This window comes from Pseudomonas fluorescens, from assembly GCF_012974785.1.
GTDB lineage: Bacteria > Pseudomonadota > Gammaproteobacteria > Pseudomonadales > Pseudomonadaceae > Aquipseudomonas > Aquipseudomonas fluorescens_BT.
This window is the reverse complement of record NZ_CP027561.1, coordinates 2,193,405-2,215,178: the sequence shown is the minus strand read 5'-3', so window position 1 is coordinate 2,215,178 and position 21,774 is coordinate 2,193,405. Positions and strand designations below refer to the sequence as shown.

The 21,774-nt window shown below is 58.5% G+C and carries 24 protein-coding genes and 1 tRNA gene; 6 read left to right on the top strand and 19 right to left on the bottom strand.

The annotated features are described in order from the left end of the window. Positions 1-14: 14 nt before the first annotated feature. The 3 genes from C6Y56_RS09905 (at position 15) to C6Y56_RS09895 (ending at position 3,921) form a co-directional block, all read left to right on the top strand. Complete coding sequence (locus C6Y56_RS09905; RefSeq protein ID WP_169429684.1) at positions 15-2,195, top strand: PepSY domain-containing protein; 2,181 nt, start codon at positions 15-17, stop codon at positions 2,193-2,195. Next, positions 2,179-3,150, top strand: coding sequence for an FAD:protein FMN transferase (locus tag C6Y56_RS09900; RefSeq protein WP_249314388.1), 972 nt, complete (start codon positions 2,179-2,181; stop codon positions 3,148-3,150). The genes C6Y56_RS09905 and C6Y56_RS09900 overlap by 17 nt, the downstream gene beginning before the upstream one ends. A 69-nt stretch (positions 3,151-3,219) precedes the next feature. Beyond that, complete coding sequence (locus tag C6Y56_RS09895; RefSeq protein WP_084317898.1) at positions 3,220-3,921, top strand: VIT1/CCC1 transporter family protein; 702 nt, start codon at positions 3,220-3,222, stop codon at positions 3,919-3,921. Between the two features lie 197 nt (positions 3,922-4,118). Here the strand turns inward: C6Y56_RS09895 and C6Y56_RS09890 are convergent. The 9 genes from C6Y56_RS09890 to thrS all read right to left on the bottom strand — a co-directional run bounded on the left by C6Y56_RS09890 (position 4,119) and on the right by thrS (position 11,574). Then, positions 4,119-4,195: transfer RNA gene (locus C6Y56_RS09890), tRNA-Pro, on the bottom strand. Positions 4,196-4,284: 89 nt separating this feature from the next. Next, a complete protein-coding gene (locus C6Y56_RS09885; RefSeq protein WP_003179985.1) occupies positions 4,285-4,641 on the bottom strand; it encodes a MerR family transcriptional regulator in 357 nt (118 codons plus the stop codon). After that, a complete protein-coding gene (gene ihfA / locus C6Y56_RS09880; protein WP_002553164.1) occupies positions 4,622-4,924 on the bottom strand; it encodes an integration host factor subunit alpha in 303 nt (100 codons plus the stop codon). The genes C6Y56_RS09885 and ihfA overlap by 20 nt, the downstream gene beginning before the upstream one ends. 3 nt (positions 4,925-4,927) lie before the next feature. Then, positions 4,928-7,306, bottom strand: coding sequence for a phenylalanine--tRNA ligase subunit beta (pheT, locus tag C6Y56_RS09875; protein ID WP_169429683.1), 2,379 nt, complete (start codon positions 7,304-7,306; stop codon positions 4,928-4,930). Between the two features lie 26 nt (positions 7,307-7,332). Next, positions 7,333-8,349 (bottom strand): phenylalanine--tRNA ligase subunit alpha, encoded by a 1,017-nt coding sequence (pheS, locus tag C6Y56_RS09870; RefSeq protein ID WP_065261418.1) that lies wholly within the window; start codon positions 8,347-8,349, stop codon positions 7,333-7,335. Between the two features lie 109 nt (positions 8,350-8,458). After that, a complete protein-coding gene (rplT, locus tag C6Y56_RS09865; protein ID WP_002553161.1) occupies positions 8,459-8,815 on the bottom strand; it encodes a 50S ribosomal protein L20 in 357 nt (118 codons plus the stop codon). A gap of 30 nt (positions 8,816-8,845) precedes the next feature. Continuing rightward, positions 8,846-9,040 (bottom strand): 50S ribosomal protein L35, encoded by a 195-nt coding sequence (gene rpmI / locus C6Y56_RS09860; RefSeq protein WP_002553160.1) that lies wholly within the window; start codon positions 9,038-9,040, stop codon positions 8,846-8,848. Positions 9,041-9,100: 60 nt separating this feature from the next. Next, entirely contained in the window at positions 9,101-9,652 is a 552-nt protein-coding gene (infC, locus tag C6Y56_RS09855) for a translation initiation factor IF-3 (RefSeq protein WP_169432615.1), read from the bottom strand. Continuing rightward, positions 9,652-11,574: a threonine--tRNA ligase gene (gene thrS, locus C6Y56_RS09850; RefSeq protein WP_039771550.1), complete on the bottom strand. Its 1,923-nt coding sequence runs from the start codon at positions 11,572-11,574 to the stop codon at positions 9,652-9,654. The genes infC and thrS overlap by 1 nt, the downstream gene beginning before the upstream one ends. A gap of 372 nt (positions 11,575-11,946) precedes the next feature. Here thrS and C6Y56_RS09845 point away from each other — a divergent pair, with 372 nt between their 5' ends. Then, on the top strand, positions 11,947-12,246 hold the full coding sequence (locus C6Y56_RS09845) for a hypothetical protein (protein ID WP_169429682.1): 300 nt from the start codon (positions 11,947-11,949) through the stop codon (positions 12,244-12,246). A 291-nt stretch (positions 12,247-12,537) separates the two neighbouring features. Further along, positions 12,538-12,750, top strand: a complete 213-nt coding sequence (locus C6Y56_RS09840; protein ID WP_003179963.1) for a cold-shock protein — start codon at positions 12,538-12,540, stop codon at positions 12,748-12,750. A 72-nt stretch (positions 12,751-12,822) separates the two neighbouring features. On the opposite strand, the gene C6Y56_RS09835 is transcribed toward C6Y56_RS09840, so the two are convergent. Both C6Y56_RS09835 and C6Y56_RS09830 read right to left on the bottom strand, forming a co-directional pair. Next, entirely contained in the window at positions 12,823-13,140 is a 318-nt protein-coding gene (locus C6Y56_RS09835) for an I78 family peptidase inhibitor (protein WP_169429681.1), read from the bottom strand. A gap of 168 nt (positions 13,141-13,308) precedes the next feature. After that, positions 13,309-13,614, bottom strand: a complete 306-nt coding sequence (locus C6Y56_RS09830; protein ID WP_169429680.1) for a hypothetical protein — start codon at positions 13,612-13,614, stop codon at positions 13,309-13,311. Positions 13,615-13,745: 131 nt separating this feature from the next. Between C6Y56_RS09830 and C6Y56_RS09825 the strand changes: the two genes are divergently transcribed. Beyond that, positions 13,746-13,958, top strand: a complete 213-nt coding sequence (locus C6Y56_RS09825; RefSeq protein WP_169429679.1) for a hypothetical protein — start codon at positions 13,746-13,748, stop codon at positions 13,956-13,958. Between the two features lie 32 nt (positions 13,959-13,990). On the opposite strand, the gene C6Y56_RS09820 is transcribed toward C6Y56_RS09825, so the two are convergent. The 8 genes from C6Y56_RS09820 to C6Y56_RS09785 all read right to left on the bottom strand — a co-directional run bounded on the left by C6Y56_RS09820 (position 13,991) and on the right by C6Y56_RS09785 (position 21,616). Next, on the bottom strand, positions 13,991-15,019 hold the full coding sequence (locus C6Y56_RS09820; protein ID WP_169429678.1) for a nucleoside hydrolase: 1,029 nt from the start codon (positions 15,017-15,019) through the stop codon (positions 13,991-13,993). Positions 15,020-15,063: 44 nt separating this feature from the next. Further along, the gene (rbsD, locus tag C6Y56_RS09815; RefSeq protein WP_169429677.1) at positions 15,064-15,468 is read right to left on the bottom strand and encodes a D-ribose pyranase; all 405 of its coding nucleotides are present in this window, start codon (positions 15,466-15,468) and stop codon (positions 15,064-15,066) included. Then, positions 15,465-16,382, bottom strand: a complete 918-nt coding sequence (gene rbsK, locus C6Y56_RS09810) for a ribokinase (RefSeq protein ID WP_169429676.1) — start codon at positions 16,380-16,382, stop codon at positions 15,465-15,467. The genes rbsD and rbsK overlap by 4 nt, the downstream gene beginning before the upstream one ends. Before the next feature lie 24 nt (positions 16,383-16,406). Then, positions 16,407-17,426, bottom strand: coding sequence for a LacI family DNA-binding transcriptional regulator (locus tag C6Y56_RS09805; protein ID WP_169429675.1), 1,020 nt, complete (start codon positions 17,424-17,426; stop codon positions 16,407-16,409). A gap of 3 nt (positions 17,427-17,429) precedes the next feature. After that, positions 17,430-18,407 (bottom strand): ABC transporter permease, encoded by a 978-nt coding sequence (locus tag C6Y56_RS09800; RefSeq protein ID WP_169429674.1) that lies wholly within the window; start codon positions 18,405-18,407, stop codon positions 17,430-17,432. Beyond that, positions 18,404-19,957: a sugar ABC transporter ATP-binding protein gene (locus C6Y56_RS09795; RefSeq protein WP_169429673.1), complete on the bottom strand. Its 1,554-nt coding sequence runs from the start codon at positions 19,955-19,957 to the stop codon at positions 18,404-18,406. The genes C6Y56_RS09800 and C6Y56_RS09795 overlap by 4 nt, the downstream gene beginning before the upstream one ends. Positions 19,958-20,012: 55 nt before the next feature. Beyond that, complete coding sequence (locus C6Y56_RS09790) at positions 20,013-20,969, bottom strand: sugar ABC transporter substrate-binding protein (RefSeq protein ID WP_169429672.1); 957 nt, start codon at positions 20,967-20,969, stop codon at positions 20,013-20,015. Positions 20,970-21,169: 200 nt separating this feature from the next. Next, positions 21,170-21,616, bottom strand: a complete 447-nt coding sequence (locus tag C6Y56_RS09785; protein WP_169429671.1) for a hypothetical protein — start codon at positions 21,614-21,616, stop codon at positions 21,170-21,172. Between the last annotated feature and the right edge of the window lie 158 nt (positions 21,617-21,774).

The following is a 21,774-nucleotide window of genomic DNA, read 5'->3' as shown; positions in this document are numbered from 1 at the left end:
TCTGGAGGCTGAACATGCTTCGCCAGTCCCATTCCCTGCCCGGCCTGATCGCCGCCCTGTTGGTCATGCTGTTGGCCATAAGCGGTGCGATCCTGTCGGTCGACCCGGCGCTGGAACGCTTGCACAACACCGCCACCGCCGCCGGGCAACTCAACGTCGGACAACTGGCCGGACGTGTGGCCAATCACTTCCCGGGCGTGGAGCAGATCCAGCGCACGGCGTCCGGGACGGTCATCGTCTACTACAACAAGAACGGTCAGGCCGGGGCTGAAACGGTCGATCCACTGACCGGCGAAGGCCTGGCGCCTTATGCACCCTCCGCGTTTACGCGTTGGGTGAAAGAGCTGCACCGCTCGATGTTCCTTGGCACGCCAGGCCACGGAGCGTCGGGTGTCGGCGCGCTGTTCATGCTGATGTTGTCGGTGTCCGGCGCGCTATTGCTGGCCCGGCGCCTGGGTGGCTGGCGCAACTTGCTGCGGCCACTGCGGGGCACCTTCAGCCAGCGCTGGCATGCTGAAGTTGGGCGACTGGCGTTGCTCGGGCTGCTGCTGTCGACATTGAGCGGGCTCTACATGTCCGCCACCACGTTCGGTTTTATCGCCGACGGCAGTCAGAGTGAACCCGCCTTCCCCGCCCACGTCAGTACCGGTCCGACCTTGCCGGTGGCGACACTGCAAGCCTTGCAGGCCACCGACCTCAACGACCTGCGCGAGCTGGTTTACCCGAGCCCTGGCAACCCGCACGATGTGTTTTCCCTGCGCACGGCCCAGGGCGACGGCTACGTGGACCAGGCCAGCGGCGCCTTGTTGTCCTATCAAGCCCATGACTCGATGCACAACCTCTACGAATGGATCTATCAGTTGCACACCGGCGAAGGCCTCTGGTGGCTGGGCCTGCCGCTTGGACTCTGCGCCCTCTGCGTGCCGTTGATGAGCGTGACCGGCATCCTGTTGTGGTGGCGCCGCCGCAAGGCTGGCCCGAATATCCGCCACAACAGCCCTGCCCACTCCGCCGACAGCGTAATTCTGGTGGGCAGTGAAAATAACAGCACCTGGGGCTTTGCCAAAACCTTGCACGACGCCTTGCACCAGAGTGGTCATCAGGTGCACAGCGCGGCGATGAATGATTGGGTGGGTGATTACCGCAAAGCCCAACGGGTGTTCATCCTCACCGCGACACACGGTGACGGCGATGCGCCGGCCTCGGCTTCGCAGTTCCTGGCGCGGCTGGCCAAAACCGGCCTCAAGCCCGGTCTGCCTTTTGCGGTGCTGGGCCTGGGCGACCGTCAGTTTGCACAGTTCTGTCAGTACGCCCATCAGGTGCAGGACGCGATGTTGCAGGCCGGCGGCTCGCCATTGCTGGGGTTGGAAACCGTCAACCGCCAGTCCTCTCAGGAGTTTGCCCGCTGGGGGCATGCGTTGGGCGAAGTGTTGGGGCAGGATCTGGTGCTGGTTCACACCCCGCAGCAGCCGCGTACCCATCAATTGCAGCTGACAGAGCGGATTGCCTATGGCGAACAGGTGAATGCGCCGACCCACATCCTGCGCTTCAAAGCCTGCGGCGAGCTGCCGGGTTTTCTGGCCGGTGACCTGGTCGGGATTGTGCCCCCCGGCAGCACGATCCCGCGTTTCTACTCGCTGGCCAGCGGCTCCCGGGACGGCGTGCTGGAGATCTGTGTGCGTAAACACAACGGTGGCATGTGCTCGCAATTCCTTCATGGCCTGAACATCGGCGCGCAGATCGAAGCCTTTATCCAGCCCAACCCGCAATTTCGTCCGGCGTCGGGCGCGCACCCGGTGATCCTGATCGGCGCCGGTACCGGCATCGGTCCTCTGGCCGGTTTTATCCGAAACAATAAGGCCAGGCACCCGATGCACTTGTATTGGGGCGGGCGCAACCCGACCTCGGACTTTCTCTATGAGCCGGAGCTCAATCAATACTTGTCAGACCGTCGCCTCACGGCACTGCGCGCGGCCTTCTCTCAGGTTCAGGACCGCTGCTACGTTCAAGACCGGCTGATCGGCGATGCCTTGACCTTGCGCCGGCTGATTGAAAAAGGTGCCCAAGTGCTGGTGTGTGGCAGCCGCGAAATGGCCAAAGGCGTGATACAGGCCCTCGATGAAGTGTTGGCGCCTCTCAACCTGAGTGTGCTGACCCTCAAGGCACAAGGACGCTACCGTGAAGACGTCTACTGAGTTGCAGCGCTATAGCCTGAACGGCGAAACCATGGGCACTCGCTACACCGCCCTGTTTTATGCAGGGGCCGGTATCGATGCCGACGACGTTGGCCATCGCCTGGCGCGCGCCGTGGCCCGAGTGGACCAGCAAATGTCCACCTGGAAACCCGACTCGGACATCAACCGCCTCAACGCCGCCCCCGAGCAGGAATGGGTGTCCGTGCCCAAGGAACTGGCCACGGTGCTGTCGGCTGCGCTGCGCGTCAGTCAGCAATCGGGCGGCGCCTTCGACATCGCTGTCGGTGACCTGGTGAACGCCTGGGGGTTCGGCCCCGGGGAACAGACAGTCACAGAGCAGACGATCGGCACGATGCCGCTGCGCGCACGGCTGTTGGCCAGCGCCGCATTAGTGGTTGACCCGCAACACAATCAGGCACGCAAGCGCCTACCGCTGAACCTTGACTTGAGTGGCATCGCCAAAGGTTTTGGCGTGGATGAACTGGCCCGCTGCCTGGAGGGTTTGGGCATCACCCGCTACCTGGTCGGCATCGATGGCGAAATGCGCGCCCGGGGCGTCAAACCTGACGGCCAATGCTGGGTCGTGGCCCTGGAAAAGCCCAACCGGGGCGTGCGGGAAGTCATGGGCGTGATGGAACTTGGCGATGCCGCTATCGCGACCTCCGGGGACTATCGACATTGGGTAGACGTGGGCGGTCAGTCCTATGCTCATACCATGAACCCGGCCACCGGCGCGCCGCTGTGCAACCCGCTCGCCGCCGTCACCGTGGTGGCGGCCTCGTGCATGCTCGCCGATGCCTGGGCCACGGCGTTGATGGTCCTGGGCGAAACCGAGGGCCCACGTCTGGCTCAGGAACGCGGGATGGACGCGTTGTTCGTGCTGCGCGAGGGTGAACAATTCAAAGAAATATCCATTGTCGGCGGCCAGTTGCAGGCGCAAATTGAAACCCGCTGACGCAGATTGCCGGGCCGCTCGGAACCCATCCGACGTGAACCGCCTAATGTCAGGGAGCCCCGTTCTACAATGAAGTTCATGCACAGGCACACCGAGGCACACCGAAGCGATCGTATCGGCTGGCTGCGCGCCGCCGTCCTGGGCGCCAACGACGGGATTGTCTCTACCGCCAGCCTGTTGATGGGCGTCGCGGCCGCCAATGCCAGCCACGCCACATTGCTGGTCACCGGAATGGCGGGCCTGATGGCCGGAGCCATGTCCATGGCCGCTGGCGAGTACATCTCCGTACATTCCCAGGCCGATACCGAGCGGGCCGATCTGTCCCGCGAACGGGCAGAACTGTCGAGCGACCCGAAAGCCGAGCACATCGAGCTCGCCAACATCTACATGCATCGCGGCGTATCACCCGAACTGGCCCATCAAGTGGCCGATCAATTGATGGCCCATGACGCATTGGGCTCCCACGCCCGGGACGAGTTGGGCATCAGCGCCACCCTCACCGCCAAACCCTTGCAGGCAGCTTTGGCCTCCGCCGCCAGTTTCGTGGTGGGCGCCGCCTTGCCGCTGGCGGTGACGTTTGTCGCGCCGGAGCACAGCGTGGTGCCCTGGATATCAGGCATGTCCTTGGTGTTTCTCGGGACACTAGGCGCCATCGCCGCCAAGGCCGGCGGAGCCAAGGTCATCACCGGGGCCTGGCGGGTGACATTCTGGGGTGCGCTGGCTATGGGCATTACGGCAATGGTGGGATCGCTTTTCGGAGCGGTGGTTTAGTAAGGCGTACGCTCTCGAAAACGCAAAGGGGGAGGCGGAGGTTGTTGGTTCTTGCCGATCAGCACCCCCCTTGTACAGCCTTTCCAAAAACAACGCGCGACCTAAGATTCCACCCAGAGCCAGCCGTTTTGTGAGGGTAAAAACAACAAAAATAAAAAAGGGTCGCGAGATAAAATCTCGCAACCCTTTGATTTATATGGTCGGGACGGAGTGATTCGAACACTCGACCCCTAGCACCCCATGCTAGTGCGCTACCGGACTGCGCTACGCCCCGACTAGGTTTGAAACTCGTTCTCCATCTCGAAGAACGCTCAAGAATATATCGCAAGCTTTTGAAAACTGGAAGTATTTAAAAGCAGGAAATTATTTCTTGAGTACCACCAGAACATCTTCGAGCTCAGCGATCATCTGGCGGATCATTTGCTTGTATTGGGTTGTGTCGTCTTTGGCCTCATCACCGGACAGCCGCAGGCGCGCGCCGCCGATGGTGAACCCTTGATCATAAAGGAGCGCGCGGATCTGCCGGATCATCAGCACATCCTGGCGCTGATAATACCGGCGATTTCCGCGGCGTTTGACGGGGTTGAGCTGAGGAAACTCCTGCTCCCAGTAGCGCAGCACGTGTGGTTTTACCGCACACAGCTCGCTGACTTCACCGATGGTGAAGTAGCGTTTTCCCGGGATGACGGGTAGTTCGTCGTTATGACTTGGTTCCAGCATAAGCCTCAACTCGGGCTTTCAACTTCTGCCCTGGACGAAAGGTGACCACACGGCGAGCCGTGATCGGGATTTCTTCCCCCGTTTTCGGGTTGCGGCCAGGCCGCTGGCGCTTGTCCCGAAGGTCGAAATTGCCGAAACCCGACAATTTGACCTGCTCGTTGTCTTCAAGAGCGTGCCTGATTTCCTCGAAAAACAGTTCGACCAATTCCTTGGCTTCCCGCTTGTTCAGGCCCAGCTCTTCATACAGACGTTCCGCCATCTCAGCTTTCGTCAAAGCCCCCATACGTCACTTCCTTAACGTGGCGTTCAACCTTTGTTCGAGCGAGGTGAGGATATTTTGCGTCGTCGAATTCACCTCATCGTCATTAAGAGTGCGCGATGGATGCTGCCAGGTCAAGCCGACTGCAAGGCTTTTTCTATCAGGATCAATACCTTTACCCTGATACACGTCAAACAGCCTGAGATCCGTGAGCCATTCGCCTGCATTTTCACGGATTACGCTCAATACAGCCGAGGCCGCAACGTCTTTGTGCGCAATCAGTGCCAAGTCACGACGCACTTCAGGAAAGCGCGACAACTCGTGGAATTCAGGCATTTTGCCCAACGCCACTTCAGCCAGAACCAGCTCGAAAACGAAGACCGGGCGGTCGAGACCGAGGGACTTCGACAGCTCAGGGTGAATCGCACCGATAAAGCCGACTTCACGCCCTTCCCGCTCGATGCGCGCGGTTTGACCCGGGTGCAGCGCTGGGTGTTTACCCGGAACGAAGGTGAACGAATCCAGCGCACCGGCGAAGCCCAGAACAGCTTCCACATCCGCCTTGACATCGAAGAAGTCAACGGTGTCGCGACCTTGCGCCCAACCTTCCGGCAGACGGCTACCGCAGACAACACCGGCCAGCATCGGCTCTTGCTTCAGACCATCCAGTTGACCAACGAAGCGCAGACCGCTCTCGAACAGACGAACACGATCCTGCTGACGGTTGAGGTTGTGCTGCAACGCCTTGACCAGACCTGGCCACAGCGACGAACGCATGGCAGCCATGTCGTTGGAAATCGGGTTCGCCAGCAGCAGTGGCTCGACGCCCGGGTTGAACAGTTCGAACTGCTTCGGATCGATGAAGCTGTAAGTGATCGCTTCCTGATAACCACGAGCAACCAGCAGACGACGCAGTTCCGGCAGATCGCTGCGCGCTTCGGCTTTGGCCTGCGGCGCCAGACGAGCTTGCGGGTAACGAACCGGCAGGCGGTTGTAACCGTACAGACGTGCCAACTCTTCGATCAGATCGACTTCCAGACTGATATCGAAGCGATGGCTCGGCACTTCTACACGCCATTGCCCTGCTCCGTCGTCGGAAACTTTCAGACCCAAAGCGTTGAGCAGACGCTCGACTTCGGCCGAATCCATTTCCATGCCCAGCATCTGGGTGATGCGCTGCGCACGCAGGGTGATCGGCGCGATCGACGGCAGATGCTGCTCGCTGACGGTTTCGATGATCGGGCCGGCTTCGCCACCGGTGATTTCCAGCAGCAGGCCAGTGGCGCGCTCCATGGCTTCACGGGCCAGTTGCCAGTCCACGCCACGCTCGTAGCGGTGCGAAGCGTCAGTGTGCAGACCGTAGGATCGAGCCTTGCCCGCCACAGCGATCTGGTCGAAGAACGCACTTTCAAGGAATACGTCGCGAGTGGTCGCGGATACACCGCTGTGTTCGCCACCCATCACGCCGGCAATCGCCAGAGCCCGAGTGTGGTCGGCGATCACCAGCGTATCGCTACGCAGGCTGACTTCCTGACCGTCGAGCAATACCAGTTTCTCGCCCTCTTCCGCCATGCGCACACGGATGCCGCCATTGATTTCGGCGAGATCGAAAGCATGCAGCGGCTGACCCAGCTCCAGCATCACGTAGTTAGTGATGTCGACGGCGGCGTCGATGCTGCGGACTTCTGCGCGACGCAGGCGCTCAACCATCCACAGCGGCGTCGGCTTGGACAGATCAACGTTGCGGATGACACGGCCCAGGTAACGCGGGCAGGCAGCAGGTGCCAGGACTTCTACCGAACGCACTTCGTCGTGCACCGCAGGAACGGTCATCACCACCGGGCGAGTGACCGGAACGTCGTACAGCGCGCCGACTTCACGGGCCAGACCGGCGAGGGACAGGCAGTCGCCACGGTTCGGAGTCAGATCGACTTCGATGCTGGCGTCTTCCAGGTCCAGATAAACACGGAAGTCTTCGCCCACCGGCGCATCGGCCGGCAGCTCCATCAGACCGTCATTGCCTTCACCGACCTGCAGCTCGGATTGCGAGCACAGCATGCCGTTGGACTCGACGCCACGCAGCTTGGCCTTCTTGATCTTGAAGTCACCCGGCAGCTCGGCACCGATCATCGCAAACGGAATCTTCAGGCCCGGACGCACGTTTGGCGCACCACACACAACCTGGAAAGTTTCCGCGCCATTGCTGACCTGGCAAACGCGCAATTTGTCGGCATCGGGGTGCTGCTCGGTGCTCAGCACCTCGCCCACCACCACGCCACTGAAAACACCGGCGGCCGGCGTAACGCTATCGACCTCAAGACCGGCCATCGACAGACGAGCAACCAGCGCGTCGCGATCTACCTGCGGGCTGACCCAGCCACGCAGCCATTGTTCACTGAATTTCATCCTGCTCTCCTAAGAATTCGTTACGACTAGCGAAATTGCGCGAGGAACCGCAAGTCGTTGTCGAAGAACAGACGCAAGTCGTTCACGCCGTAACGCAGCATGGCCAGACGCTCGACACCCATGCCGAAAGCAAAGCCGGAGAACTCTTCCGGATCGATGCCGGACATGCGCAGCACATTCGGATGAACCATGCCGCAGCCCATCACTTCCAGCCAGCCGGTCTGTTTGCAGACACGGCAGCCCTTACCGCTGCACATCACGCATTCCATGTCGACTTCTGCGGATGGCTCGGTGAACGGGAAGTACGAAGGACGGAAACGTACGGCCAGTTCTTTCTCGAAGAACACCCGCAGGAACTCTTCGATCGTGCCTTTGAGATCGGCAAAATTGATATCGCGATCAACCAGCAGGCCTTCGACCTGGTGGAACATCGGCGAGTGGGTGATATCGGAGTCGCTACGGTACACACGGCCTGGGCAGACAATGCGGATCGGCGGCTTTTTCGATTCCATGGTGCGGACCTGTACCGGCGAGGTATGGGTGCGCAACAACATGTTCGCATTGAAATAGAAGGTGTCATGCATCGACCGGGCCGGGTGATGGCCTGGGATGTTGAGCGCCTCGAAGTTGTGATAGTCGTCTTCAACCTCAGGGCCTTCGGCAATGCCGTAGCCGATTCGGGTGAAGAACTGTTCGACTCGTTCCAGAGTCCGGGTAACCGGATGCAGACCACCGGAGGTCTGACCGCGGCCCGGCAACGTCACGTCAATGGATTCGGCAGACAGTTTGGCAGCCAGCTCGGCCTCTTCAAACAGAGCCATGCGCGCATTGAGAACGCCTGTTACACGTTCCTTGGCAACGTTAATCAGGGCGCCGACTTGCGGACGCTCCTCTGCCGGCAAATTCCCCAGGGTCTTCATCACCTGAGTCAATTCACCCTTCTTGCCAAGGTATTGAACCCGGATTTGCTCCAGGGCATTGATATCTTCAGCGCTTTGCACAGCCTCTAGTGCTTGAGAGACCAGCGCATCCAGGTTTTCCATGTACAGACTCCAGATACAAAATAGGGGAAGAGCTTGAAGGCTCTTCCCCTATTTATGACGTTTAACACCAGACCCCACAAAGGTGAGGCCGGGTGACTGTCGGGGGTACTTAAGCCAAGGTGGCTTTAGCTTTCTCGACAATCGCAGCAAACGCCGCTTTTTCGTTCACTGCCAGATCAGCCAGAACCTTACGGTCGATCTCGATGGACGCTTTTTTCAGGCCAGCAATGAAACGGCTGTAGGACAGACCGTTAACACGAGCACCAGCGTTGATACGAGCGATCCACAGAGCGCGGAACTGACGTTTTTTCTGACGACGGTCACGGTAGGCGTATTGGCCTGCCTTGATTACCGCTTGCTTGGCAACACGGAATACGCGGGAGCGTGCGCCGTAGTAGCCTTTAGCAAGTTTCAGAATTTTTTTGTGACGTTTACGGGCAATGACGCCACGCTTTACACGAGCCATGAGTTACTTCCTCTATTCTTGATCCAAAAATTAACGAAGGCGCAGCATGCGCTCGACTTTTGCCACGTCAGACGGATGCAGCAAGCTGCTACCGCGCAGTTGACGCTTACGCTTGGTCGACATTTTGGTCAGGATGTGGCTCTTGAAAGCGTGCTTGTGCTTGATACCGTTAGCAGTTTTCAGAAACCGCTTAGCAGCACCACTTTTGGTTTTCATCTTTGGCATGTTCGGATACTCCGCATTCAGTTGATAAACATAATCAGAAGGCCTGCCGTGCCCTGTTGATTACTTCTTCTTTTTCGGGGCGATGACCATGATCAGCTGGCGTCCTTCCATCTTAGGATGCTGTTCGACCGAACCGTACTCGAGCAGGTCTTGTTCAACCCGCTTGAGGAGTTCCATCCCCAGCTCCTGGTGGGCCATCTCACGGCCGCGGAATCGCAAGGATACCTTGGCCCTGTCCCCGTCACTCAGGAAACGTACCAGGTTGCGCAGTTTTACCTGGTAATCCCCTTCCTCCGTCCCTGGACGAAACTTGATTTCTTTTACCTGAATCTGCTTCTGGTTCTTCTTCGCCGCAGCAATCTGCTTCTTCTTTTCGAAGATCGATTTGCCGTAGTCCATCACCCGGCAAACCGGTGGGACTGCGTCGGCAGAGATTTCTACCAGATCAAGCTTTGCTTCTTCAGCAATACGAAGCGCTTCATCAATCGAGACGATGCCAATCTGCTCGCCATCAGCGCCAATTAACCGAACCTCGCGTGCCGAGATATTCTCGTTGATCGGGGCTTTCGGTGCAGCTCGTTTATCTTGTCTCATTTCACGCTTAATAATAATTACTCCGAATCTGGGCGACCACGCCGGGAAACCGCTTGCGCGAGAAACTCAGCGAACTGGGCGACGGGCATCGAGCCCAGGTCAGCACCTTCACGAGTACGCACAGCGACAGTCTGCATCTCGACTTCCTTATCCCCAATAACCAAGAGATATGGAACCTTGAGCAAAGTATGCTCGCGGATTTTAAAGCCGATCTTTTCATTTCTCAAGTCAGACTTGGCACGAAACCCGCTTTCGTTGAGAGTTTTTTCCACTTGGGCGACAAAATCTGCCTGTTTATCAGTGATATTCATGATCACTGCCTGGGTTGGCGCCAGCCACGCAGGGAATGCACCTTCGTAGTGTTCGATCAGAATCCCGACGAAACGCTCGAACGAACCGAGGATCGCACGGTGCAACATCACCGGATGTTTGCGGCTGTTGTCTTCGGAGACGTATTCGGCTCCCAGACGCACAGGCAGGTTGAAATCGAGCTGCAAGGTACCACACTGCCACACGCGGCCGAGGCAATCTTTCAGCGAGAATTCGATCTTCGGACCGTAGAACGCTCCCTCACCCGGCTGCAGATCGTACGGCAGACCAGCACTGTCAAGGGCAGCAGCCAGTGCCGCTTCGGCGCGATCCCACAGCTCGTCGGAGCCAACGCGTTTTTCCGGACGAGTGGACAGTTTCATCTCGACGTCGGTGAAGCCGAAGTCGCGGTAAACATCCATGGTCAGCTTGATGAACGCAGCAGATTCAGCCTGCATCTGCTCTTCGGTGCAGAAGATGTGGGCGTCGTCCTGAGTGAACGCACGCACACGCATGATGCCGTGCAGCGCACCCGATGGTTCGTTACGGTGGCAGGCACCGAACTCGGCCAGGCGCATCGGCAGCTCGCGGTAGCTCTTCAGCCCCTGGTTGAACACCTGCACGTGGCAAGGGCAGTTCATCGGTTTGATGGCGTAGTCGCGGCTTTCCGACTCAGTGGTGAACATGTTGTCGGCGTAGTTGGCCCAGTGCCCGGATTTCTCCCACAGGCTGCGGTCAACGACTTGCGGCGTCTTGATTTCGAGATAGCCGTTGTCGCGCTGCACCTTGCGCATGTACTGCTCGAGTACCTGGTACAACGTCCAGCCATTCGGGTGCCAGAACACCATGCCCGGCGCTTCTTCCTGGGTGTGGAACAGGCCCAGGCGCTTGCCGATCTTGCGGTGATCGCGCTTTTCAGCTTCTTCGATACGCTGGATGTAAGCAGCCAGCTGCTTCTTGTCAGCCCAGGCGGTGCCGTAAACGCGCTGCAATTGCTCGTTCTTGGCATCACCGCGCCAGTAGGCGCCGGACAGCTTGGTCAACTTGAAGGATTTCAGGAAGCGAGTGTTCGGCACGTGCGGACCGCGGCACATGTCAACGTATTCTTCGTGATAGTACAGGCCCATGGCCTGCTCGTTCGGCATGTCTTCGACCAGACGCAGCTTGTAGTCTTCGCCACGGGCCTTGAACACTTCGATCACTTCGGCACGCGGAGTGACTTTCTTGATGACGTCGTATTCGGTATCGATCAGCTGTTGCATGCGCTGTTCGATGGCCGCCATGTCGTCCGGAGTAAAAGGACGCTCGAAGGCGATGTCGTAATAGAAGCCTTCGTCAATGACCGGACCGATGACCATTTTGGCCGTCGGGTACAGCTGCTTGACCGCGTGGCCAACCAGGTGGGCGCAAGAGTGGCGAATGATCTCCAGCCCCTCTTCATCCTTTGGCGTGATGATTTGCAGCGTTGCGTCGCTGTCGATGATGTCGCTGGCGTCGACCAGCTTGCCGTTCACCTTGCCGGCCAGGGTGGCCTTGGCCAGGCCTGCACCAATGGACGCGGCGACCTCGGCTACGGAAACCGGGTGATCGAATGAACGTTGACTGCCGTCGGGAAGAGTAATAGTTGGCATGGCGCCTCCTCTCCTAGTGGTGACCCCTACCAAAGGTCACGTGGGTTGGGATGAGCCAGTACAAGATCCGATCCAGGCCATTCAATGACGAACGCCTGCCTTACAGCGGCAGGAGCCTTGCGGCCAACCGGAAAACCGAACCAGAGTGACTGGGATTCAAATCAGAGTATTCGTACGCCGCCGCTACCGGGACTGAAGGTCATCCGGTGCCTGCGAAACGCTCGAGTCGGCCATGCTAGCACAGATGAACGGTCGCGCACGCACGCTGGTTTTACCGGCAGGCAAATCGTCTGTTTTATGCCAAAGTGATGAACTTGATCGGCCCCTCAGCCATCAGATAACAAGACATCGACCCACAAGGAGCATCTTCGCATGCGTCTGAACACCCTATTTGCCGCAGTCGTCCCTTTAGTTCTGCTGTTGCCGCTCAGCGCGCAGGCCGCCTGGCCGAAAGGCGTAAAAGAGCAATACATGAATGACTGCACCAAGGCGGCCAGCCAAAGCGTCAACCCGACCGTAGCCAAACAACACTGCACCTGCGGCGCTGATGTCCTGGAGAAGAAATTCACCACGCAGGAAATCGCTCAACTGATGGACAAGAACACCCCGCCGAGTGGCGAATTGGGTCAGCGCGCACTGAAAGAAATCTCGGTTTGCCGAGTGCAAAAATAGTCCCGATGAACGGATTTGTGGGCATTCGATAAGCGCAAAACAGCCGAAATGCACCTGAATTCGATATTTTATGCAGGTTTTATAGCTTTTTTTACACCCCTTCGAATTGGCTGAAAGCCTCTGAAACCGGGGGTTACAGACATTCAAACTGTCGAAGCGTCTGCAATATGAAAGCAAACAGCACGTCCGGGGGGCTACCAAACCGAACATTTCGACTATGATACCCGGGTGTGCCCAGTTGGCCTGAGCAGCACAGTACTACTGAAAATATATGTTTCTTGGAGATACACCATGTCTAATCGCCAAACCGGCACCGTTAAATGGTTCAACGATGAAAAAGGCTTCGGCTTCATCACTCCTCAAGGTGGCGGTGACGACCTGTTCGTACACTTCAAAGCTATCGAATCCGACGGTTTCAAAAGCCTGAAAGAAGGCCAGACCGTTTCCTTCGTGGCTGAGAAAGGCCAAAAGGGTATGCAAGCTGCACAAGTTCGCCCAGAGTAATTTCCCGGCGCACTAAAAAAACCCCGTCCATGTGACGGGGTTTTTTATGCCTGTGACAAAAACGACCCGGGATCAGCCACAGTTGGCGCGGATGACCACCAGATTGTTGTCGGTGTTCAGATTCAGGCGATCGGAGCGGTATTCCAGGGTGATCATGTCCGTAGGTTTGAGGAAGCGGGCATTTTGCGCGCCAGACTTGGCACGAGCCTGCTCTAGCAGCTCCGGGGAAGCCCTTTTACCGATGGCAAATTCCGCAGCCTTTGCTTCACAGCGGCCATGACCGGCATCGGACGCCACAGGATCCTTTGCCGACTCGCTGGAGGTCGTGCTGCATCCGGCCAACATGGCAGCGGCCATAAGTGCACCCAGTGATGCGAACTTCAAAGGCATGAAGCCTCCTTCTTTCTAATGGTTAAGCTGAGATCGTGCGACCGCCATTCCGGCGTTTGGTTTCACAACACCTGTGGACACCCTGCCCCACGACCCGGAAAAAACGCTGAGTCTGCCTGAAGCGCGCGCAATGCATCTCCATACAATCGTCACCGAATATTAACGAGCTCAGTAGATGTCGATGTAGTCGAGCGGCGGATTCGGCCAATTGTCTTTGAGGGCATTGAAAATCTGCATGACCCAGACTTCATCACTGGCTGCGACGTTTCCCACATAGCCTGATCCCTTTGCCCAGGTTTCCAGACGAAACGACAGCCCATCGATATCCTGACCGCCAGTGACCCCCGCCGAAATATAGGCAATCCCGCCCTTGGTCACACGCAACTGGGTGTGCTCATCATCACTGGCGGAGGCCAGCAACCGGCGCACAGCGTCAAGTGTCAGGCCATCGGGAGAATTCAAATCGATCTGCACGGCTCGGTACCTGGTTTCTTGAAGACGACCAAGTGTCGCATAGCCCCGCGTTCATGCCTAAGTCGCAGTGCCAAACGCCGGACAACATGGTTAACTCGAAACTCCGACCCAGCGATCTCCCGAGCCCCGACATGACGACCGTAAGCATCTCCGCCGACATCAAGGCCCAATGGCCACAAGGGCATAGTTCCTACAGTCCGGGCAGTCCTGAGGAGTTGGCGCTGATCAGCATCGACCTGCTGGTCAAGACGCTGGGAACACAAGCTGCGCAATCATTCATCGCCCAGCTGTTCGAGAAATATCCGGACGACTTCAAAGGCACACCGGATACAGGGAATGAGTAAAGCCCGCAGGCCGGCACCTGCGGGCATGACGCTTACTTCAAACGTTTCAGACGCTCGGTCAACAGATCGAAGAAGCCCTGAGCATCGCCGTTTTCTACCCAGAATGCATTTTTCGGTGCCTTGAGCCCGTCATACCAGTCGACGATGGTCTGCCCGAATGTCGGACCTTCGCGACTGTCGATCACCACGTTCACCGAACGACCGGTAAACAGCTCCGGCTTGAGCAGATAAGCGATAACCGTGGCGTCATGCACCGGGCCACCCGGGATGCCGTAGTGTTCCATGTCACCCTTGATGTACTCGTTGAGGATGTCGCCGACAATTTTGCTCGCATTGTTGTTCAGCGCTGCGATCTGCTTCAGACGTGCATCGCTGGTTAGCACCTTGTGGGTCACGTCCAGCGGCAGGTAAGTCAGTTTCACCCCGCTCTTGAGAACGACCTCAGCCGCCTGTGGATCGGCAAACAAGTTGAATTCGGCCACCGGCGTGATGTTGCCACCGTTGAAGTGAGCGCCACCCATGATGACCACTTCCTTGATGCCCTGAACGATCTCCGGCTCCTGGATCAGCGCCAGCGCCAGGTTGGTTTGCGGGCCAAGCATGGCGATAGTGATGCTGTGCGGCTTGGCGTTCTTCAGCGTATCGATCAAGTAGTTGACCGCGTTGCCCTTGGCCAGACCTTTTTTCGGCTCATGCACAGTGACACCCGACAGGCCTTCCTTGCCATGGATGTTCTCGGCGTAGATCGGCGTGCGCATCAACGGTTTTGGCGCGCCCGCATAGACCGGAACCTCTTCGCGCCCTGCCCACTCACGGGCCAGTCGCGCATTGCGAGAAGTCTTGTCGAGACGCACGTTGCCGGCCACGGTGGTCAGCGCGCGAATATTCAGCTCCTCCGGCGATGCCAGAGCAAACAACAGGGCCACCACATCATCGGCCCCCGGATCGGTGTCGATGATCAGATCGATCTTTTCCGCCGCTTGGGCGCCGGTCGCGGTTATCACGGACAAAAGCAGCAGACTCCGGATCAGTTGGTGCAGTTTTTGAGCATAGCGGTGCATGGCGCATTCCTTGTGCTTATGAAATCGAAAGGGTCTGAACCCGGTTAAAACGTCACCCCGGCGACCAGCACGATGTTGCAATACGGCTGACATTCGCCTGTACGGACAATCGCTCGCGCCTGTCGGCTGAGAACCTTGAATTGCTCATGAGTGAGCAGATCGCGCCGCCCCAGTGCGCCTTCGTCATTCAATGCGTCCAGCGAAGCCAGCGCACCGGGTTGTTTGTCGAAGACTTCCCGGGCGAGCACATGACTCTCGACCTGCATTTCGCTGAGGACGACGTTCAGGGTGCTGACGAAATCCGGAACACCGTGCGTCAACGCAAGGTCGATCAACTCGACGCCCGGCGGTACAGGCAAGCCGGCGTCACCGATCACGACCATGTCGCCATGACCAAGGGAGGCAATCAGCCGAGACAGCGCGATGTTGAGCAATGGAGTCTTTTTCATACGGGTTTGAATGCCTGGACTTCGGTTGATGTGGGAATGGACGGCTGGGCACCCGCCCGAGTAACAGACAGCGCCGCGGCTATCTGACCAAAACGAATGGCCTCGACCTCGGTATTGCCAGCGGCCAGCGCCGCTGCAAAACCGCCGACGAAGGTATCCCCGGCAGCCGTGGTATCAACCGCCTTCACTTTGGGTGCAGGAAAATGCTGGTAACCCGCGCCATTGGAGAACAAAGCCCCCTGAGCGCCCAGCGTGACGATCACATTGCCGGCACCCATCGAAATCAGCCGGGCAGCCGCTTTTTCAGCGCTCTCCAGCGAGTCCACCGGCAAACCGCTGAGGGCGGCGGCTTCACTTTCATTGGGAATCAGGTAGTCGATGGAGGCAAACCAGTCTGATGGCAACGGACGGCTGGCCGGAGCCGGGTTCAAGATGACTGTTTTGCCCAGTTCGCGACCGCGCTTGAGCGCATGCCCGACGGTGGCATCGGGAATTTCCAGCTGACAAATGATCACATCCGCCGCCTGCAGCACCGCGTCGAAACGGTCGACCACCCCAGGCGTCATCGAACCGTTGGCCCCGGCAACAATGACGATTGCGTTCTGACTGTTGTCATCGACCACAATCAGCGCTACGCCACTGGAATCCTCGACCACACTGACGGCCTGGCAATTGATCTGCTCGGCCAACAATGCGTCGCGCAACTGCACGCCGTAGTCGTCATTGCCGACACAACCCACCATCGACACCTGTGCCCCCAACCGGGCGGCGGCCACCGCCTGGTTGGCACCCTTGCCACCTGACACAGTGGCGAACGAATGACCGATCAGTGTTTCGCCACCCCGAGGCAAGCGAGGCGCCCGGGTGACCAGGTCCATGTTCAGGCTGCCTATTACCACTACATTTGCGGGCATACATCACTACTCATCAATTCGGTTTCAGCGATATTCGGTAAACACGCCAGCCAGTGGCGCGGTCGACTCTCGCAGGACAATACTCGGGGTCACGATCCGCTGATCAGTGGCCAGATCCGGGGTGGCAATTCTTCGCAGCAACACTTCCGCTGCCATTTCGCCCAACTGCAGGATCGACTGCCCCACAGTCGTCAGCGCCGGATACACGTAACGGCTCATCTGGATATCGTCGAAACCGATCACCGACAACTCGGCAGGCACACGCACATTGCGTTCGGCGGCGGCTCGCAGTACACCGATGCCGATCATGTCGTTGCCGGCGAAGATTGCACTGGGAGGATTGCTCTCAAGCAACACCGCCGCCGCGTTGTAACCGCCAGTGCTGGTGAAATCGCTTTCCAGCATCCGCGATGGCGGCACTTCAATACCCGCCTCTTTCAAGGCGCGGCAAAAACCTGCCTGACGCATTTGCGCAACACTGGTGCTCGCAGGACCGCCAACCGTGGCGATATCACGATGTCCAAGTTCAATCAGGTGTCTTGTCGCCAGATAGGCGCCATATTCATGGTCGATGCGCACGAGATCGGCGTCCACACCTTCCAGCCCCCGGTCAACGATCACCATCGGCGTCTTGACCCCGGCCAGCCCCTGCGCCAGACCACTGTCACCGCCAGCAGAGGCGACGATCAAGCCATCGATACGCTTCTCCAGCAACACTCGCAGATAACTGCGCTGTTTTTCCGGATTGTCGTCGGAGTTGCAGAGAATCACGCAGTAGCCATTGCGCTCACAATAATCCTCGATGCCCCGCGCCAGTTCGGCGAAGTACGGGTTGAGACTGTTGGGCACCAGCAAACCAATGGTGGCAGTGGTCTTGGCCTTCAGCGATCGGGCGACGGCGCTCGGTACATAGTCGAGGCTCTTGATCGCCGCCTCGACTTTCAGCCGCACCTCCTGACTCACCGGCCGGGTGTTGTTCACAACATGAGAGACGGTCGTGTAGGAAATACCCGCAAGTGCCGCCACATCCTTGATCGTTGCCATGTCTCAGCCCCGCCGGTTTGCGCGGTGGCTGCGATACGTATCGAGCACCACAGCGATAACGATTACCGCGCCGGTGATGATGCGCTTGGTCGGTTCCGTTGCACCAATCTGCGCAAGGCCGGCTGCCAGCACCGAAATGATCAACACGCCGAAGAAAGTGCTGATGACCGAACCCCGGCCGCCCATCAGGCTGGTACCACCGATCACCACGGCAGCGATCACCTGCAGCTCAAGGCCTGAACCGGCGTTTGGATCGGCCGCTTCCAGACGGGAAATCTGGAACAGCGCGGCGATGCCGGCCAGCAAACCCATCAGACTGAACACCAGGACCTTGTAGGGCTTGGGATTGATGCCCGCGAGTCGCACCGCTTCCTCATTGGTACCGATGCCGATCAGGTAACGACCGAACACGGTTCGGGTCAACACTGCCTGAGCGATGAAAATCACCAGCAAGGCAATGATGAACGAGGGCGAGATACCGAAAGCGATAGGGTTCGACAACCAGGCGAAGGAATCGCCGATGTAGGCCGTGCGGGAACCGGTCATCTGATAGGCCAGCCCCCGGGCCATCTCGAGCACGCCGAGCGAGACGATAAATGACGGAATTCTCCAGGCAACCGTGATCGAACCGGTAACCGTCCCTGCCAAAGCCGCCACTGCCATGCCGAGCAGTGCAGATGGCAAAACACTCCAGCCCCAGCCAAGGATTGCCACGCTGACGGTGGAGGCCGCAAGCGCCAGTACAGAACCCACCGAAAGATCGATGCCACCGATGATCAGGACAAAGGTCATGCCCACCGCCAACACCATCAGGTCGGGAATCTGATTGGCCAAAGTACTGAAGGTGTTGTACGACAGAAAGTGGCTGCTCATGACCGAGAACAGCGCGACCATCGCCAGCAATGCACCGGCCAGGCCCAGATAGGTACCCAGTCCATAGAAGTTGCCACTACGTTTGCCGGCAGAAGATGCAGTTTTCATGGGAGATCCCTAGGCGCTGCTTCGTTGAGCAACGCATCACGTTTTTGGTAGCCGGCGAACGCCGCGGCAAGCAAGTCATCCTGGGTCCAGCTGTCACGCTCGAAGGTATCGATCAGGCGCCCCGCCGACAGCACACCGATACGGTCGCAAATCAACATCAACTCACGCAGGTCGCTGGACACCACCACCAGCGCCTTGCCCTGCCGGGTCAGTTCGCCGAGCAGGTTATAAATGTCAAACTTGGCACCGACATCGATACCGCGAGTTGGCTCATCGAACAGCAACACCGAACAGTCGCGCTCCAGCCAGCGGCCGATCACGACTTTTTGCTGGTTGCCGCCGGACAATTCGGATACGAGTTGAGTCGGGCTGGAACTGCGGATTCGCATGGCATCGATCTGCCGCTTGGCCAGAGAGATCTCATCGCCATTGTTGACGAAACCACCGCTGGAAATCTCCGGCATATTGCCCAGAGCAATATTGGCGCTGATCGACTGACTCAGCAGCAGGCCTTCACCTTTTCGATCTTCCGTGATCAGGGCGATACCGTTGCGCACCGCGTCGACCGGCGAGCGAATACTCACCACCTGCGCCGGCGAGCCGAGAGCAACGCTGCCGCTGTCGGCGAGATCGGCGCCGAAAATCAGGCGCAGCAGTTCCGTGCGCCCTGCCCCGATCAAACCGGAAATGCCAAAAATCTCACCGGCACGCACTTCGAAGGACACGTCACGGACCTTGTCGGAACGAGTGAGGCCTTTGACCGTCAGCGCAGGGGCACCGATATTGCGCGGGCCCATGTCCATGTGTTCGCCCAGCTCGCGACCGACCATCAGCGTGACCAGTTGCTCGCTGTTGTAGTTGGCCATCGGCTCGACACACACCAGATTACCGTCACGCAACACGGCAATGCGTTGTGCGACTCGGGCCAGCTCTTCGAGACGATGAGAGATATAGATGATCGCAACGCCGCGCGCCTGCAGCCGAGTGATCTGCTCAAAGAGCATTTCGACTTCGCGAGCGGTGAGCATCGCGGTCGGCTCGTCGAGGATCAACACATGGCAATCGCCGATCAGGTTACGCGCGATTTCGACCATTTGCTGGTGACCGATGCCCAGCTCGCCGACCAGGGTGTCCGGATCGATGGCATCCAGACCGACTTGAGCCATGGCCTCGATGGCAGCGTTACGCAGTTGCTTGCGACTGATCCAGCCGCCGTTGCTTGGCAAGTTGTCGAGAAACAGGTTCTCCGCCACCGACAAGGTCGGCAGCAGATTGAGTTCTTGCATGACCATACGAACGCCAAGCTCTTCTGCCTGGGTACGACTGCCGGGGCGATACTCCTTGCCCTGGAACTGCATCTGCCCGGCGGTCGGTGTAACCAGGCCACCAATGATCTTCGACAGGGTACTTTTACCGGCACCGTTCTCGCCGGTCAGCGCCAGCACTTCACCGCGCATCAGCGTCAGGTCGATACCGGTGAGTACCGGTTGCGCATAGGTCTTGCCGATACCGCTGACCGAGAGGACAGCGTTCGGGGCGGAAACTGACATAAAAACTCTCCGTGCGCCCGCCCGGACGGGCGAGCGCCATTGTGTCGCCGAAGGACTACTTGGTAACCAGTTCGACCGGCGTTTCGATCACACCATTGGCACCGCTGTCGACTTTCTCGCCCTTGAGAATCTTCAACGCAGTCTCGATACCGAATACGGCCTGTTTGGCAGCGAACTGGTCGGCGGTCGCCAGAACGCGACCGTCCTTGAGCATTGGCTTGATCGCATTGATGTTGTCGTAGCCGACCACTTGCACCTGCCCGGCCTTGCCCGCAGCACGCACAGCGGAAACAGCGCCTACAGCCATGCTGTCGTTACCGGCCAGCAGCGCCTTGACGTCCGGATATTCGCTGAGGATCGACGCGGCGACCTTGTTGCCCTTGTCGATTTCCCAATCACCGGACTGCAGGGAAACCACCTTGATCTGTGCGGCCTCCATCGCATCCTTGAAGCCAGCGGTGCGCTGCTGGGCGTTAGTCGTCGTGGAAACGCCCTCGATGATGCCGACTTCGTCACCGGCCTTCAGTTGCTTGGCAAGGTACTCGCCTACCAGACGAGCGCCCTTGCGGTTGTCCGGCCCCACGAACGGTACGCTGATGTTCTTGCTCTTGATGACGGCCGGATCAAGCTGATTGTCGATGTTGATCACAGTGATGCCGGCATCGACGGCCTTCTTGATCACCGGCACCATGGCCTTGGAGTCGGACGGCGCAATGACCAGCGCATTGACCTTCGCCAGAATCATCTGCTCGACGATACGGGTCTGGCCGGCGGTATCGGTTTCGTCCTTGATCCCGTTGGAGATCAGGTCGAAATCGGCGGAGTGTTCTTTCTGGTAAGCCTTGGCGCCGTCTTCCATGGTCAGGAAGAATTCGTTGGCCAAAGACTTCATGACCAGTGCGACCTTGGGTTTTTCCGGAGATTCGGCGAATGCCGAAGAGACAGGCAGTGCAGCGGATGCGGCAGCCAGCACGGCGACAGCGAGAAGACGTCCAGCGAATGGCAGCTTCATGGGTTCACTCCGATCTTATGATTATTGTGAGCAACGCTTGCGCTGGCGTAAGCTTCGTCGGCATCTTCCAGACAACAGGGTCTCGGAGAAGCCGCGCAAACGTTTGCGTAGACCGAACTATGCGAATCCCGCCAACGTTTGTCAACAATCGGAATCGGTATTGACTGCAGGGCGAATTTGCAGATTCGCCCTTTGAGTGCTTAAGCCGTGGTGTTGACCAGGTTACCGCCGGATGAGCCCTTGGACATTTCCTTGACCAGCGCAGCGGAGACTTCCAGCAGCGCGCCGCTGGTTTCAGCGATCTCCCCCTGAACAGACATGACTGCCTGCGACTTCGCCTCGGGAGTCGGGTAGCTCGCAGCTTGCGCCGCAGCCAGGCGTTGCTGCTGCTCCTGCAGTTGCTTCTGCAATTCCTGCATCCGTTTCAGCAACATCTTGACGGTGACACTCAGGTTGTCGCCGCTTTCCGCCTTGCTGTCTTCTTGCGCGGCACCGCCGGTTCTGACTTGGTTGCTTTCGGTTTTTTCAACGCCCAGCGCTTCGGCGGAAGCATCCGCTTGCGCATCATTCATGGCATTGATCGTCGCTGCGGTTTTACCGCCGATGGTAACAGCGCCCGGATTTGTAAAACCGATGGTCAGTGACATGTGAACTCCCTAATTTCAAGTTTCCTTCAACAACCATCGGCCTGCGGGACGCTTTCTTTAGCAGAGAATCCAAAACCTGCAATTTGCATCGTTCGACAACGGCCGTAGTCCCTTTCGGAGAGCCGAACACGAAAGCGCCCACCGTTCGGAATACCGGA